The following is a 13,957-nucleotide window of genomic DNA, read 5'->3' on the forward strand; positions in this document are numbered from 1 at the left end:
AATTTGAACAAAATAAGAAAGGTCTATTTAGTAAAAATGAAATTTATAGCTACTAAAAGAAACAAAATCATTGTCGGAGTTATTTGTATTATAACATCTCTTTATTTGGGTTTAGGGTTTTGGATTTCCTTTAACCCTATTAAATGGTTTTCTCCTTATGAAACTTGGGCAAAAAATTCTGGTAATAAATTGGTGGTTTTAGCTGAAGAATTAAAAAAAGAAAAAGACAAAAACAAAATAAAACAGAAAATAAAAGAAATCAAAAATCAATTATCAAAAATTAATACCTTTGTTGTTGAACGTTATAAAAACATAGAAAAAATTAAACAAAAATATTCGGAATTTAAATTTAAATATGATGAATTAAATAATAATATAAAAGAAGTTGGAAATGATAATACATACATCGTAAAACTTGCTAAGGATATCAGAGGAAAGATTAATATTTTATTTGAATAAAAAAACATATTAATCTTTTTTTTAAGAGTTTTTTTAAATATTAAAAAAAGCTAAATTGTAAATGACAAACATTAAATTTAGCTTTTATTTTTTTATTTTTTTGGTAGTCGTGTTTTTTGGACTAGTATTTTTAATTTTATTAATTGACTAGTTCTTTTTATCAATTTTTTTCTTATTTAATAAAGAAGTTTCAATAAAACTTTTAAACAAAGGGTGAGGTTTTAATGGTCTTGATAAAAATTCAGGATGAAACTGTACTGCAATAAACCAAGGATGTTTTTTTAACTCAATTATTTCTGGAAGGTTTTGTTCGGGGTTTAACCCTGCAACTAAAAAATCATTACTTTTTTCAAACAAAGAAACATAATAAGGATTCATTTCAAAACGATGACGATGTCTTTCATAAATAGTTTCTTGTTGATAAATAGCTTTACTTTTGCTATTTTCTTTAAGAACGCATCGATAAGAACCCAATCTTAAAGTTCCTCCCAAATTAGCATTTGTTATTTTTTTTGTAATAACTGGATAAGAAGTTTTTTCGTTAATTTCAGTAGAATTAGCTCCTTCTAAAAATAATACATTGTTTGCATACTCAATCACTGCTAACTGCATCCCAAAGCAAATACCAAAAAAAGGAATATTTTTTTCGCGTGCATATTGAATAGCTAAAATTTTTCCTTCAACAGCGCGAGCACCAAAACCATGAGGAACTAAAATACCATTGCAATCACTCAAGAAAGTTATAATATTAGATGAGTTTAATTTTTCTGAATCAATCCATTTAATCTCAATATCAAAATTATAATAATAGGCGGCATGTTTTAAAGCTTCAACGATTGATAAATAAGCATCTTTTAAAATAACATATTTACCAACCAAAGCAATCACTAATTTTTCTTTTAAATTTTGAATTCGAGTGATTAAAAAATGCCAATCTTTTAAATTAGCTTTAATGTTGTTTGGTAACTGAAAATGATTTAAAATAAAATTGTCAATCCCTTGGTTAAAAAAATTTAAAATAATTTGATATAAAATATCTACATCTAAAGCTTCAAAAATAGCTTTAGCGTTAATATCGCATAAAGAAGATACTTTGTTTTTAATTTCTTGATTAATTGGTATTTCACTTCTTAAAACTAAAATTTGAGGTTGTATCCCTAAAGAACGTAATTCTTTAACACTATGTTGAGTCGGTTTTGTTTTTATTTCTTGGGCCTTTTTTAAATAAGGAAGTAAAGTGGTATGCAAATACAAAACATTATGATAGCCAAAATCATGACGAAATTGTCTAATAGCTTCTAAAAAAGGAGCAGATTCCATATCGCCAACAGTTCCACCAATTTCTACAATTACAATATCAGATTGATGAAATATAGCGGCTTTTATTAATTTTTGTTTAATTTCTTCAGTAATGTGTGGGATTACTTGCACAGTTTTTCCTAAATATTTACCTTGTCTTTCTTTGTTGATAACACTTTGATAAATTTGTCCTGCGGTAATATTAGAACTTTTAGACATGTTTTCATCTAAAAATCTTTCATAATGTCCTAAATCAAGATCAGTTTCAGCTCCATCATCAGTAACAAAAACTTCTCCATGTTGATAAGGGCTCATAGTTCCAGGATCAACATTAATATATGGGTCTAATTTTTGAATACTAACTTTGAATCCTCGATTTTTCAAAATTTGTCCAATAGAAGCAGCGGTGATACCTTTGCCTAAACTAGAAACAACCCCACCAGTGATAAAAATAAATTTTGTTTTTAAAGGTTTATTATTCAAGTGTTTCCACCCCTTTTCTTGTTGATTTGCCAAACTTTTCTTAAATAATTGTTTTTTTCTTAAAAAGATAAGAATGAAAATATTTTTTTAATTTTTACAAAAATTTATCTACTGATTTTTTTGCCAATCACTTCAGCGATTTTAATTTGTGTTTCACAACTTTGTTGGGTATTTTTTAAAATACGTTGATCAAAAAGAACCACATTTTTTTGTACTAAAATAACAATAGTAGAACCACCACATTCGAAATAACCTTTTTCTTCCCCTTTTTGAAAAGTTTGAGAAGAATGATTTTTGATTTTTCCAACTAGCAAAGCTCCTATTTCTATTTGAACTATTTTTCCGAAATTTTTAGTTTGTAAAACACTATATTCTCTTGTGTTTTCTTTAAAAACATCAAAACTTTCAAACGCGATAGGATTAACGGTATGTAATTTGCCTTGAATTTTTTTTATTTGAGTTAAAAAATATCCTTGATCAATAAAAAGATAGCGATGATAATCATGAGGTTCTAAACGAAAAACAAGTAAATAACCATCTTGATAATCCATTGCTAAGTTTTTATTTTGCAATAAATCAACTAAACTATAATTAGTATCTTTAATTTGATAAAAGGAGTTACTTTTAATAGGATAAATACTTAATTTACTTTCGCAAGGACTTATAAAAGAAAGGTTATTATTATCAAAGGGTATTGTTTTGTATTTTCTAGTAAAAAAATCATTGTAAGAGTTAAATTGTTGCTTTTCAAAATATTTTAAAATAATTTGATGCTTTTGAATAATATTTCTTGCGTATCCACATGACCAAGGAGTATACCAATACAAAGTAACTAACCAAGAAATAGGTCTTGTAATTAATATTTTTAAAAGCATTCTTTTAAAAAAGTTTTTTTCTAGGTTAGTGTATAAAAACTTTTGGATAAAAGAAACCGAATTTTGTTTAATTATTTTACCTTCTAAATTAACAATTTTCATTTAAAATGATCACTTTCTAGGATATATTTTCATAATAACAAAAAAAATAATCCAAATAATACCAACGATACCAACGATAATAATAGTTTTTTTGGCTTTTGGTTTTTTCAATATAATTTTGTCGCAAAGAAACAAGAAAGTTAAAAGTATAATGCATACAAAATGAACCCAAAACCAAAATACATCATTTAATATTTGCACATCATTTATTTGCAATGATAATGATTTACTAATCATTTTTAAAAAACCCACAAAGGGGAAAACCATCGCTACAGTTGTGACAGGAAAACCGATAAACTTTTTAGAACTTTTATTATCACTTTCAGCCAAAACATTATAATAAGCTAATCTAATTAAAGCAGCTAAAAGATATAAACCCCAACAAAACCAAATTAAATAAAAAAAAGGCGTGTGGCGGGTTAAAAACATAATACTTTCTTTTTCTTTTGTTTTTGGAACAATTAAAGAATAATTAATCAAAATAGGTAAAATCCCAAAACTTATCATATCAGCTAAAGAATCGATTTGAATACCATATCTTTTTTCAAAAATAGTACTATTTTTTTTAGTCCTACTAACTAAACCATCAAACATATCACAAATACCTGCAAGTAAAAGAAAAATTAAAGAAGAGGTGTATTTTCCGACAACTGCAAAACTAATTCCAAAAAAACCACTTAATAAATTAAGATAAGTTAAATAAGTGGTATAATTATATAATCCTAAAAACATATTAAACCTCTTTTACTAATTTTTTTATAAAAGATTTTTAACATTTCTAAAATTTTTTTGAAAAAAATCTTTATTTTTTTATTTTTTTGCCCCCCAAAAAAAATAAAAATCCTTTATCCGTGTTGAATAAAGGATAAAAAGAAAAAAGTAAAAAAATTATTATTTTTGCAAAATAACACTTATTTATCGTAAAGATAATCATAATCATCTAATAAATCATCGTAATCATCTTCTTTATCGTTATTATCTAAAATTTCATCAGAATTATTTTTTTTATCTTCTTCATTGTCTAATGAATCATCTTCTAATGCTGCATTGTTTTTTTTATTTTGTTTGTCATCTTCATTATTTAATTTTTCCAAAAGAAAATCTTCAAAATCTAAATTCTGTTCTGCCAGAGAATCAGATAAATCATCAATTTTATTATTTTGAGGTTTTTCAAAAAAATCTTTATCCCAATGTTCTTTATTATTTTCTTTAATCATTAAACATTTATCATCACAAAAAATAAATTGTCCGCTCAAAGTAATATCTAAATAAAGTTGATTTATTTTTTTATAATCGCTAAAATCATTGATTTGATGTTTCTTACATGTTTGCTTTAATAAATCATAAATAAAAATAGGTTTACGTTGTTTTTTAGCTATTTCATAAGCTGTTTCTAAAAGTGATTTTGATATTTTTATTGTTTTCATAATTAATTATCACCTTTTTTTAAATTTTCTAAATTTTATATTTTATTAAAAAAATATAAAATTTTAATAATTGCAAATTTATTATTTTAAAATGGAGATAAACCACCTGATATTTGACCCATAATTTCTTTAGAAGTTTTTTCAAGCTTTCTTAAGGCAGCATTAAAAGCCAATAAAATACTTTCTTGCAAAGTTTCTATATTGTTGTTTTTTTCAATAATTACATCTATAACTTGTTTAGTGCCTTGTAAAACAACAATAACATCACCAGCTTTACCAGTAAATTCTTGTAATTCCAATTGTTTTTGAGCGTTTTCAATTTCTTCTTGCATTTTTTTTAATTTTTCTAATATATTAGATTGAGTATTCATTTTTTATGTATTAACTCCTAGTTCTTAATTAATTATTTCTACTATATTATTGTCAAAAAAATCATAAGCTAATTGAACAACAAAAGGAAGATTAATTATTTGATTTTGGGTTTTATAAAAATCAAGTTCCCAATCGCAAGCATTTATAAAAATATCAATCGCATCAGAAGAATTATTTTTTAAAAAAGTTTCTAAATTTTTATAATCTTTTTCTAAAAAACAAACATAATCTCTAACAAGTTGCGTTTTTCTATTTAAAATCTTTAAAGCTTGAACTTTAATATTTTTTTTCAATATTTGTTGACAAGCAATATTATCTCGATAAACCAAAATCATTTCTTTTTTATGACTTAAAGCTATGATTTGACCTTTATATAAAAGTTGAGCTACATTTCTATTAGAAAAAAATCTATATTCTGTATTTAATTTTTCCCAAGCGTTAGCAATCATTTTTATTTTAGATTCGTCTTTATTGGATAAAATATTTAAAGCTATCATTATTAAATCATTCAAAGAAGAAATCACAAAATAAGGATCTTTTTGAACACTTATCGTTTCTTTTTGCTCTTTTTTAGAATAAATATTATTTTGCATAAAAGAAGTGGCTGTAGTTGAAATTAAATTTTCATCTATATTTGTTCTTGGTTTTGCATGATTATCCAAAAAAGAATTATCATTAAAATTTACTTTTGTTTTTTCATCAATATTTTGTCGTAATAAAGGTTGTTTATTGTTTGATGCAAAAAATGAATTTTGATTAGATTCTGCAAAATAACATATTTGTAAAAAAGCAATTTCTATCAAAATCTTTTTTTGATCACTTTTTTTTAAATCTTGTTGCAATTTAATTAAAGTTTTTAAAATAAAATCAACATGAAATGCAATAACTTCATTAGTGATATTTGTTTTTTCAGGTGACAAAACTTGTGTATTTTCGATTTGTTCTAATAAATAATTTTTTAAAGCATCAATTAAATCAAAAACTAATAAATCAAGATTTTTACCAGAATGAAACGCCTTATCAAGTAATTTTAAAACTTCAATAGTTTTTTTAGTCATAAGTGAATGAAATAATTTTTTTAAAAAACTACCTGAAACAAGTCCTTTAACTTCAGCAATATCTTCTGAAGTGATTAAATTATTTTGATAAGAACTTATTTGATCCAATAAACTTAAGGCATTACGCATACTTCCATCAGCATAACTAGCAATGACTTTGATAGCATCATCAGTAATAATAATATTTTCCAAAATAGTAATTTTTTTTAATTGTAAAATAATATTTTCAAGGCTTAAATTTTCAAAAGAAAAACTTTGAGCGCGAGATAAAATAGTTTCAGGAATTTTATATATTTCTGTAGTTATTAAAAGAAAAACAACATGCTTAGGGGGTTCTTCTAAAATTTTTAATAAAGCGTTAAAAGCATTGGGAGTTAAAACATGAACTTCATCAACAATATAAACCTTGTATTTACCTATATGAGGTTTATATTGGACTTTATCTTGTAATTCCCTTATTTCATCAACTCCATTATAAGAGGCGCCATCAAGTTCAACAATATCAGTATTTGCTTGAAAGCAATTAAGACATGATTGACATTTTTCACAAACATCTCCTAATTTAGGATGCATGCAATTAATAGCTTTGGCAAATATTTTGGCTAAAGTAGTTTTTCCGGTGCCTTTATTACCGCTAAAAAGGTAACAATGATTAATTTTTTGATATCTAATGGTGTTTTTTAAAGTTTGAATAATGATTTTTTGTCCGACAACATCTTTAAAAATTTGAGGTCGATATTTTCTATATAAAACTAAATAAGACACCATCAACTCCTTTTTTATTATTAAAATATCTAATATAAAATAAAAAATCTCTTAATTATTATAACATATTATTTAATAAACGATAAATATATTTTTGATAAATAAAAATTATTAAATTTTCAAAGTGTTTTTAGAAAATAAAAATATTTTCAATTGAATATATCAAAGGGGATAACTTTTTTAATTTAATCTTTTTTTGTTATTTGTTAAAAAAAAGATAAAAAATAATTAAAACTGAAAATTTGTTTTAAAAAATAACAAAATTTAACGAAAAATGTTGACCTTGGAAATCCACAAAATATTAATAAACAATTTAGATTTAATGTTGTTATTTTTCGGTTCAGTTTTTTTGGGTGCTCCAAAATGCAGCTTAAAATGAAATAATATTGCCATTTTTAAAAAACAAAAAATGTCTAAATTTTTGGAACACCTCATTGGAGTTAAATTGGTTTGTGACACTTCTTCTGATTTGAATGGTCGGAAAAACCAAATTGAAACAGCTACGATTACTGACACAACAATAGCCGCTGTGAATGCGTATATTTGTTTATTTTCCATTTTTTATTTCTCCTTTCTAATGATTTATTTAATTAAAACAGTTTTATGACTTGTTTAGGGCAATATTTTTAGTTTTTTTAATAAAAAAGCTAGTTTTAAACTAGCTTTTTATTTATGATCGTTGGCATCGTTGGCATCGTCTTCGTCAATGAAATCGATAATTTCAATGTTTTCATCTTTACAATAATCAAATAAATTATTGATTTCATCATCAAGTGATTCAAGCGTATTTTTACTAATGTCGTTTTGAAGTTCATAAAAATAATCGTGAATTGATGATAAAAAGGAGTTGATTATTTGTTTGTTGTTGTCGGTTAAATTTTTTGAATATTCAATTTCATCTGAAACATCTACATTCCAAACAGTACCATTTACAGCTTCTACAAATTCGTGATAATCTAAATATTGTGCGTCTCCTGTCAAATAAGTAACGGACGGCAAAAACTCTAATAATATTTTTTTATTATTCATTTTATTTTATTTCTCCTTATTTTTTGTTTAGAATAATACGGATAGATCAATTGCGTTTTATTAGATGTTTTGTGTCATCCTTTTATTTACAGTTAACCACATTCCGACCGTGTGGGAGAGAGTGAGTTGCTAGGTATGGGGTTTTTCATAATTTATTCTCTTTCTTGCCTTTTGTGATAATTGGGTATTTTCGGTGGCTTTCTTTGTTAATTTAATTCCAATTCTTTAACTAAATCTTTGATGGTTTTAGAAAGTTTGAAAGTTACTACTGTTTTAGCAGGAATTTTTAGTTTTTTACCTGTTTGAGGGTTTCTTCCTATGTAGGCTTTTCTTGATTTTAAAATAAATTTACCGATAGAAGGTGATAAAACTACTTCAGCGGTGGATGTTATTGCCTCATTCAAAGCAAATTCAAATGAGTTATAAAATTCCTCAGTTTTTGTGATTGAGGTTTTATTAATTTCGGCGATTTTTTTAATTAATTCTTTTTTATTCATTTTTTGGGTTCTCCTTTTATTTTTAGTATTTCTTTTAATTTATTAAATTGGATTTTTAATTCATCGCTTTCTTTTTGAATTAAATATAAATTTTTAAATTGTTGATACATTTTATCATAATTAAAAGAAAATACAACTTGCGCGTCTTTACTAATTGGAAGTAATGCTTTTAAACATATGATAGTTGAATTTATTTCATTTTTTAGTAATTCGTATTTAATTTTGTTTAAGTTTTTCCCTTCTTTTGTTAATGATTGGTATTTTTCCATTTTTTTCTCCTTTTTGTTTAATTTTTATTATATTTTTGTTGTTCGGTTTTGACAAATTCGCTGTCTGAATAGTGGATTTTTATGTGTTTTCCTGTTTGTGGGTCGAATTCGTGGATGCGCCAAACTGATTTTCCGTCGGGTTGGAACCAAATTATTTTGGTTTTGGTTCCTGTTTGGGGGTCAAATTCGTCAAAATGATCCAAATTGATTTTCCGTCAGGTTGGAATGTGGTTGATTTGATTAGTTTACGTGTTTGGGGGTCTAGTTCTTGGATTACTTTGTAACCATATTCATCGGTTGTTTCTTTAATTATATTCATTTTATTTTATTTCTCCTATTTATCTGATTTATTATATTTTTTTGAGATTTTTTATAAAATAATTTTTTATTATTTCATCTTTAATAACGTTTTTAGACCAATCTTCGTTATTATCCCAAGCTGATTGCCAAGGAGCTTCTTGATGCGTCACATTAGTTAAACTAGTAGGCGCTTTATTTCCATATAATTCTATTATTCTATCGATTAAAACACGATGATCGTTTGTTAAGTGTTTTTCTTCTCCTTTTTTAGTTCCGTGACAAATTGGTTTGTAGGTATAACGTTTAAATTCATTATATAAATTAGGGAAAACAGGACCGTGAAGCCACGCTTCGATTGGTTCTTTAAAAATTGGTTGATTATTTTCAACTAAATATTTAGCGTAACAATAATAAGTTAATTTTTGTAATTTCATATTTGTGATGGCACTCTTATTTTTTTTAATAATATAATTGGCGACATCAAAAATAGTGATTTCGTTATTTTGATTATTCATAATTTTTTTCTTTTTAGTTGGATTTTTTGGTTTTTTTGATCGGTCTTTAAAGTAAGTTCCATGATACGCTTCTGACATTCCATCGCTCATATTTTTTCCTCCTTTGGGTTTATTGAAATTAATATTAAAAATAAAATATTTTGCAACAAAATTCCAAATGTTGTAATGTGAAATACAGCTTTTGCACTTAATTCAAAATAATCAATTATTTTGAAAACAAAAAATGTACTTAATAAGGAGTATATAGTGGTTGCAAAAATAGGAAATGAAGAGTTTTTTAATTTCATATTATTTCTCCTTTGGAATTTAATAATTACTGATAATAATTTCTTCTAAAATATTGCTTTTTGTTAAACAATGTGAGGTGGTTGTTTTGACGGTTGTGATATTAAAATCTTTAAATAATTCGATTATTTCAGGTGAATTATAATTGGTGTATAACCATTTTACATTACGGTGATGGGCGCTTTTTAACGTTTTATAAAGTCTTATATGGTTGTCAAATGTAAATGCTTTTTGATAAAAAGCTTTATCTTTGATGTCTTTCCGAAAATATGGTGGATCGACAAATATAAAATCATTGCTTTGTGATTGGTTGATTACGCTTTCAAAATCTATATTTAAAATTTTTGAATTGGTGGAATTATTTTTATTTTTTTGTAATTCTTCTAAATCAATAATTGGGCTTTTAAATTTGTTTTTGTAACCAAAACTCATATATATTTTTCCGTTTTTTTGATATCTAAAAATGCCGCGAAAAGCATATTTCAATAATACATAAAAAAATGAATTTTTAACAACGCAGGGATTCATTTTGTTAAAAATATTTAATAAAAGTTTATAGTTTTCTTTTTGTGAATGTTGATTGTTGGTTTTATATAATTGGGTTTCAAAATTAATAACATTATTACAAAATAAAACTGGTTCGTTTAATGCGTTTTGCCAAAGTTGAATTAAATTAATATCATTATCGTTTAAAATGGCTTTTTTAGGGTTTAAAGTTTGAAATAATATCCCACTTCCTAAAAAGGGTTCGTAATAGGTGTTGTAATTTGAGGGTATTTTGGTTAATAATTGAGGAATCATTTTCTTTTTACACCCTATCCAATTAATTTTCATTTTTTCGTTGCTCCTTTAACCAAATATAAATTAAAAAAACAACATCAGAAACAAGGCTTATTGTTGTGTTGGCTTTGATCCCTAAATTAAAATCAAAAAATAAAATCATAAGGTTTGTAATTATAAAACCGATATATGTAAAAGTTAAAATAATTAAAATATTTTTTGGTTTTAAGTTCATTTACTTACTCCTTAAATTAATTTGTTAAATTACTTATCTTTGATTTGGGTATAAAAAAAGTCCTTTTAGGGACTTGGTTTTGTAAATATTATTTGGATTTATTATCTAAAAAGATAACGTTTTGGATAATTATTTTGGTGGTAGTTCGTGTTTGGCCTTCGAGGGTGGTATATTTTTGGATTGATAGGGTGCCTTCGACATATATTTTTGAACCTTTATGTAGGTATTTGTGGCAGTTTTCGGCCTGAGTTCTAAAAACCACACAAGGGGTGTATTGTACTTTATCCTTGTTGTTGATTGCTAAATTGAAATCTATTTTTGGTATTTGTTCGTTGTTACTATTAATGTATTGTTTTTCTAAGTTATGGGCGATATTGCCGATTAATTGAACTTTGTTTAACATTTTTTTATATTTTCTCCTTATTTTTTTTATTATTTGGGGTTAGTTTTTGAATGGCGTGTTCTTTTAATTTTTCTATTTGTTTTAAAGTTAAATTTAATTTTGTAGCTATTTCTTGATTTGTATATGTTGGTTGATGTGTGTCGTTAATGTTTTTTGTAGTAACGCCAAAACTCAAACAAATAACGTTGAATTCATTTTTACTTAGTTTGGTTTTTAATTTTTTTATTAATAATTCGTGTTTTACTTGTTTTAACCATAATTGATGCGGATTGGGGATTTTGTCGTAAATTGTTTGTTGTGAGTGTTGGTTTTCGTTAAAACTGATATTTCTTGGTTTGGTGGTTTTTTGGGGGATTGAAGGGGAATGGCTTTTTCTTATTAATTCGCGGATTTCCGATTTGATGGTGGGAGTAGCGTAGGCGATAAAGTCGTAACCTAAGTCATGGTAATTATTTAGGGCTTTGATTAAACCTAAAATCCCTTCCTGGTATAAATCCTCTTTAGTCAAAACTCGCGGATAGAAATTAAATTTGTTTGATAATTTTTTTGCTAACGGATAATGAAGTTCAATTAATTGATTGCGGGCCTCTAAATTCTTTTTATTTTTTAAAAAATCTTTAAATAATTTTTGTCTTAACATTTTAATCCTTTCTAAAAACGTTTTTAGAAAAGATATGAAATTATTTTTTAGTCTTTAAAACAAAAAAAAGACTAACTTAATAGTTAGTCTTAAAGAATTTTTAAAAAATAAAAAGTGTCTAAAGTTTTGGAACAGTGCAACCATCAAAAAATTACCTAAATTAAAAAAACCATGCATAATTCATTCCGACCGAGGAACAGTTTATCAATCACAAAAAGTCCAGCAAACACTAACTAAAAAAGGTTTTTTAATAAGTATGTCAAGAAGCACCACCCCACGTGATAATGCGGTAATTGAAAACTTTTTCGGTCAAATGAAAAATATATTACAAAACCAACATCCCTTTTTATTTCTCAAATCAGCCGAAAACGTTAAAAAAATAATCAATCAATTTCCTAAATTTTGGAATACCAAATGGATTTTAGCTAAATTAAATTACTTATCTCCAACTCAATATCACTCACAAAACCTTAGATAAATAATTTTTTATTTCAAACATTTCAACCTTGGAAAAGGTTATCTTTTTGCGCACTTTTTTCATCAAAACAACATAATTACCTAAAAAATAATTTTATTTTCATTTTGTAGGCGGAATTTTAACTTTTTTTACCTAACTATATAGTGTAAAGATAAAATATGAAAAAATATCTTTTGAAACTAACGAATTATTAAAAAAATTTAGACACTTTTTGATTTTTAAAAAAATATTTCCTTAGTTTGAAAAGATATGAAATTATCAATTAATTTTTTAGTCTTAAAGAGTAATTTTAAAACTAAAAGTTGTATTAAAAAACGGAACACTGCAGTTGATCCTTTTTTTGGTAATTGGCAAGACATTGAAAAATTAAGTCAAAATTATTATTTAATGTTTGACTTTATGATTAACCATATTTCGCGTTTATCTTTAATGTATCAAGATTTTCAAAAATATCATGAAAAATCTAAATATAAAGATTTTTTTTATTCGTTGGGAAAAATTTTGGGAACAAGCTGGGAAAAATCGACCCAATCAAAAAGATATTGATTTAATTTATAAGCGTAAGGATCAAGCGCCCATTACAACCATTTATTTTGATGATGGAACGCAAGAAAATCTTTGGAATACTTTTGGCGAAGAACAGATCGATATTAATGTTCATTCTGTTGTTGCTAAAGAGTTTATTAAAACAACTTTAAAAGATATGGTTAAATACGGCGCTAGTTTAATTCGTTTGGATGCTTTTGCTTATGCGATTAAAAAAATTGATACCAATAGTTTTTTTATTGAACCAGAAATTTGGCATTTATTACAAGAAATAAGAGATATTTTAAAACCTTTGGATGCAGAAATTTTACCAGAAATTCATGAGCATTACACTATTTTAAAAAAAATTAGTGATTATAATTATTTTATTTACGATTTTGCTTTATCTATGACAACCCTTTATACTTTATATTCAGGTAAAACTAATCGTTTAGCTGATTGGCTTAAAAAATCACCAATGAAACAATTTACTACTTTAGACACTCACGATGGCATTGGAGTTGTTGATGCCCGTGATGTTTTAAGTGATACAGAAATTAAGTATACTTCGAAAAAATTATATCAAATAGGGGCTAATGTTAAAAAAATTTATTCTTCTGCTTCTTATAATAATTTAGATATTTATCAAATTAATTCCACTTATTATTCAGCGTTAGGTAATGATGATAATGCTTATTTATTAAGTCGAGTTTTTCAAGTTTTTGCGCCAGGTATTCCTCAAATTTATTATGTGGGGCTTTTAGCTGGTGTAAATGATATTGAATTATTAGAAAACTCAAAAGAAGGACGTAATATTAATCGTCATTATTATTCACTTCAAGAAATTAAAGAAGAAATAAAACGTCCCATTGTCCAAAAATTATTGCATTTACTTGAATGGCGTAATCAATTCCTTGCTTTTAATTTAGATGGTTCGATTGAAATTACAAACCCTACACAAACAACAATTAAAATCATTCGTAAAGATCGTATGAAAAAAAATATTGCCATTTTAGAAGCTAATTCTTTGGAAAAAACTTTTCTTATTACAGCTAATGTATAGACTGTCTCAAAAAAAAGATGATAAAGATTTTTAAATTTTAAAAAACACTTTTTATTATTAATGTCGTTTATTTAAAGCGGCATTTTTTAATATTTTTT

Annotated in this window: 19 protein-coding genes and 2 pseudogenes; 3 read left to right on the plus strand and 18 right to left on the minus strand. The window is 25.4% G+C overall.

Annotated elements, in window-relative coordinates:
- Positions 1–36 precede the first annotated feature (36 nt).
- On the plus strand, positions 37–459 hold the full coding sequence (locus PSOL_RS01600) for a hypothetical protein (RefSeq protein WP_349402186.1): 423 nt from the start codon (positions 37–39) through the stop codon (positions 457–459).
- Between the two features lie 147 nt (positions 460–606).
- Here PSOL_RS01600 and PSOL_RS01605 read toward each other — a convergent pair whose 3' ends face one another.
- From PSOL_RS01605 to PSOL_RS01690, 18 genes are all read right to left on the minus strand, one after another.
- On the minus strand, positions 607–2,241 hold the full coding sequence (locus tag PSOL_RS01605; RefSeq protein ID WP_349402187.1) for a CTP synthase: 1,635 nt from the start codon (positions 2,239–2,241) through the stop codon (positions 607–609).
- A gap of 104 nt (positions 2,242–2,345) precedes the next feature.
- Positions 2,346–3,218 (minus strand): phosphatidylserine decarboxylase, encoded by an 873-nt coding sequence (locus PSOL_RS01610; protein WP_349402188.1) that lies wholly within the window; start codon positions 3,216–3,218, stop codon positions 2,346–2,348.
- 9 nt (positions 3,219–3,227) lie between these two features.
- Positions 3,228–3,950: a CDP-alcohol phosphatidyltransferase family protein gene (locus PSOL_RS01615; protein ID WP_349402189.1), complete on the minus strand. Its 723-nt coding sequence runs from the start codon at positions 3,948–3,950 to the stop codon at positions 3,228–3,230.
- A gap of 179 nt (positions 3,951–4,129) precedes the next feature.
- Positions 4,130–4,645, minus strand: coding sequence for a DNA-directed RNA polymerase subunit delta (rpoE, locus tag PSOL_RS01620; protein WP_349402190.1), 516 nt, complete (start codon positions 4,643–4,645; stop codon positions 4,130–4,132).
- 86 nt (positions 4,646–4,731) lie between these two features.
- Entirely contained in the window at positions 4,732–5,016 is a 285-nt protein-coding gene (locus tag PSOL_RS01625; RefSeq protein ID WP_349402191.1) for a YbaB/EbfC family nucleoid-associated protein, read from the minus strand.
- A 24-nt stretch (positions 5,017–5,040) separates the two neighbouring features.
- Positions 5,041–6,843: a DNA polymerase III subunit gamma/tau gene (gene dnaX / locus PSOL_RS01630; protein WP_349402192.1), complete on the minus strand. Its 1,803-nt coding sequence runs from the start codon at positions 6,841–6,843 to the stop codon at positions 5,041–5,043.
- A 261-nt stretch (positions 6,844–7,104) separates the two neighbouring features.
- On the minus strand, positions 7,105–7,398 hold the full coding sequence (locus PSOL_RS01635) for a hypothetical protein (protein WP_349402193.1): 294 nt from the start codon (positions 7,396–7,398) through the stop codon (positions 7,105–7,107).
- 108 nt (positions 7,399–7,506) lie between these two features.
- Positions 7,507–7,869, minus strand: coding sequence for a hypothetical protein (locus PSOL_RS01640; protein WP_349401989.1), 363 nt, complete (start codon positions 7,867–7,869; stop codon positions 7,507–7,509).
- Between the two features lie 206 nt (positions 7,870–8,075).
- Positions 8,076–8,366: an HU family DNA-binding protein gene (locus PSOL_RS01645; RefSeq protein WP_349401988.1), complete on the minus strand. Its 291-nt coding sequence runs from the start codon at positions 8,364–8,366 to the stop codon at positions 8,076–8,078.
- A complete protein-coding gene (locus PSOL_RS01650) occupies positions 8,363–8,635 on the minus strand; it encodes a hypothetical protein (RefSeq protein ID WP_349401987.1) in 273 nt (90 codons plus the stop codon). The genes PSOL_RS01645 and PSOL_RS01650 overlap by 4 nt, the downstream gene beginning before the upstream one ends.
- Positions 8,636–8,652: 17 nt before the next feature.
- Positions 8,653–8,838: a DUF2963 domain-containing protein gene (locus PSOL_RS01655; protein ID WP_349401986.1), complete on the minus strand. Its 186-nt coding sequence runs from the start codon at positions 8,836–8,838 to the stop codon at positions 8,653–8,655.
- Entirely contained in the window at positions 8,787–8,954 is a 168-nt protein-coding gene (locus tag PSOL_RS01660) for a DUF2963 domain-containing protein (protein ID WP_349401985.1), read from the minus strand. The genes PSOL_RS01655 and PSOL_RS01660 overlap by 52 nt, the downstream gene beginning before the upstream one ends.
- A gap of 31 nt (positions 8,955–8,985) precedes the next feature.
- On the minus strand, positions 8,986–9,540 hold the full coding sequence (locus PSOL_RS01665; protein WP_349401984.1) for a Panacea domain-containing protein: 555 nt from the start codon (positions 9,538–9,540) through the stop codon (positions 8,986–8,988).
- Positions 9,537–9,737 carry a hypothetical protein gene (locus PSOL_RS01670; RefSeq protein WP_349401983.1) on the minus strand — a complete coding sequence of 67 codons (201 nt, stop codon included), beginning with the start codon at positions 9,735–9,737 and terminating at the stop codon, positions 9,537–9,539. The genes PSOL_RS01665 and PSOL_RS01670 overlap by 4 nt, the downstream gene beginning before the upstream one ends.
- 19 nt (positions 9,738–9,756) lie before the next feature.
- On the minus strand, positions 9,757–10,569 hold the full coding sequence (locus PSOL_RS01675; RefSeq protein ID WP_349402054.1) for a DNA adenine methylase: 813 nt from the start codon (positions 10,567–10,569) through the stop codon (positions 9,757–9,759).
- Positions 10,559–10,750 (minus strand): hypothetical protein, encoded by a 192-nt coding sequence (locus PSOL_RS01680; RefSeq protein ID WP_349401981.1) that lies wholly within the window; start codon positions 10,748–10,750, stop codon positions 10,559–10,561. The genes PSOL_RS01675 and PSOL_RS01680 overlap by 11 nt, the downstream gene beginning before the upstream one ends.
- An 88-nt stretch (positions 10,751–10,838) precedes the next feature.
- Positions 10,839–11,153 (minus strand): single-stranded DNA-binding protein, encoded by a 315-nt coding sequence (locus PSOL_RS01685; RefSeq protein ID WP_349401980.1) that lies wholly within the window; start codon positions 11,151–11,153, stop codon positions 10,839–10,841.
- Between the two features lie 4 nt (positions 11,154–11,157).
- Positions 11,158–11,793, minus strand: coding sequence for a sigma-70 family RNA polymerase sigma factor (locus PSOL_RS01690; RefSeq protein ID WP_349401928.1), 636 nt, complete (start codon positions 11,791–11,793; stop codon positions 11,158–11,160).
- Positions 11,794–11,932: 139 nt separating this feature from the next.
- Between PSOL_RS01690 and PSOL_RS01695 the strand changes: the two are divergent.
- Positions 11,933–12,271: pseudogene (locus PSOL_RS01695) on the plus strand (transposase); the annotation flags it as partial.
- A 321-nt stretch (positions 12,272–12,592) separates the two neighbouring features.
- A pseudogene (gene gtfA / locus PSOL_RS01700) lies at positions 12,593–13,859 on the plus strand (sucrose phosphorylase); the annotation flags it as partial.
- Positions 13,860–13,957 lie beyond the last annotated feature (98 nt).

It is taken from the genome of Candidatus Phytoplasma solani (assembly GCF_040126175.1).
GTDB lineage: Bacteria > Bacillota_I > Bacilli_A > Acholeplasmatales > Acholeplasmataceae > Phytoplasma > Phytoplasma solani_A.

What these genes read in the sequence shown, in the direction of transcription:
- PSOL_RS01600 (WP_349402186.1), top strand. Translation starts at nt 37, where the DNA reads ATGAAATTTATAGCTACTAAAAGAAACAAAATCATTGTCGGAGTTATT.
- PSOL_RS01610 (WP_349402188.1), bottom strand. Translation starts at nt 3,218, where the DNA reads ATGAAAATTGTTAATTTAGAAGGTAAAATAATTAAACAAAATTCGGTT.
- PSOL_RS01615 (WP_349402189.1), bottom strand. Translation starts at nt 3,950, where the DNA reads ATGTTTTTAGGATTATATAATTATACCACTTATTTAACTTATCTTAAT.
- rpoE (WP_349402190.1), bottom strand. Translation starts at nt 4,645, where the DNA reads ATGAAAACAATAAAAATATCAAAATCACTTTTAGAAACAGCTTATGAA.
- PSOL_RS01625 (WP_349402191.1), bottom strand. Translation starts at nt 5,016, where the DNA reads ATGAATACTCAATCTAATATATTAGAAAAATTAAAAAAAATGCAAGAA.
- dnaX (WP_349402192.1), bottom strand. Translation starts at nt 6,843, where the DNA reads ATGGTGTCTTATTTAGTTTTATATAGAAAATATCGACCTCAAATTTTT.
- PSOL_RS01635 (WP_349402193.1), bottom strand. Translation starts at nt 7,398, where the DNA reads ATGGAAAATAAACAAATATACGCATTCACAGCGGCTATTGTTGTGTCA.
- PSOL_RS01640 (WP_349401989.1), bottom strand. Translation starts at nt 7,869, where the DNA reads ATGAATAATAAAAAAATATTATTAGAGTTTTTGCCGTCCGTTACTTAT.
- PSOL_RS01645 (WP_349401988.1), bottom strand. Translation starts at nt 8,366, where the DNA reads ATGAATAAAAAAGAATTAATTAAAAAAATCGCCGAAATTAATAAAACC.
- PSOL_RS01650 (WP_349401987.1), bottom strand. Translation starts at nt 8,635, where the DNA reads ATGGAAAAATACCAATCATTAACAAAAGAAGGGAAAAACTTAAACAAA.
- PSOL_RS01660 (WP_349401985.1), bottom strand. Translation starts at nt 8,954, where the DNA reads ATGAATATAATTAAAGAAACAACCGATGAATATGGTTACAAAGTAATC.
- PSOL_RS01665 (WP_349401984.1), bottom strand. Translation starts at nt 9,540, where the DNA reads ATGAGCGATGGAATGTCAGAAGCGTATCATGGAACTTACTTTAAAGAC.
- PSOL_RS01670 (WP_349401983.1), bottom strand. Translation starts at nt 9,737, where the DNA reads ATGAAATTAAAAAACTCTTCATTTCCTATTTTTGCAACCACTATATAC.
- PSOL_RS01675 (WP_349402054.1), bottom strand. Translation starts at nt 10,569, where the DNA reads ATGAAAATTAATTGGATAGGGTGTAAAAAGAAAATGATTCCTCAATTA.
- PSOL_RS01680 (WP_349401981.1), bottom strand. Translation starts at nt 10,750, where the DNA reads ATGAACTTAAAACCAAAAAATATTTTAATTATTTTAACTTTTACATAT.
- PSOL_RS01685 (WP_349401980.1), bottom strand. Translation starts at nt 11,153, where the DNA reads ATGTTAAACAAAGTTCAATTAATCGGCAATATCGCCCATAACTTAGAA.
- PSOL_RS01690 (WP_349401928.1), bottom strand. Translation starts at nt 11,793, where the DNA reads ATGTTAAGACAAAAATTATTTAAAGATTTTTTAAAAAATAAAAAGAAT.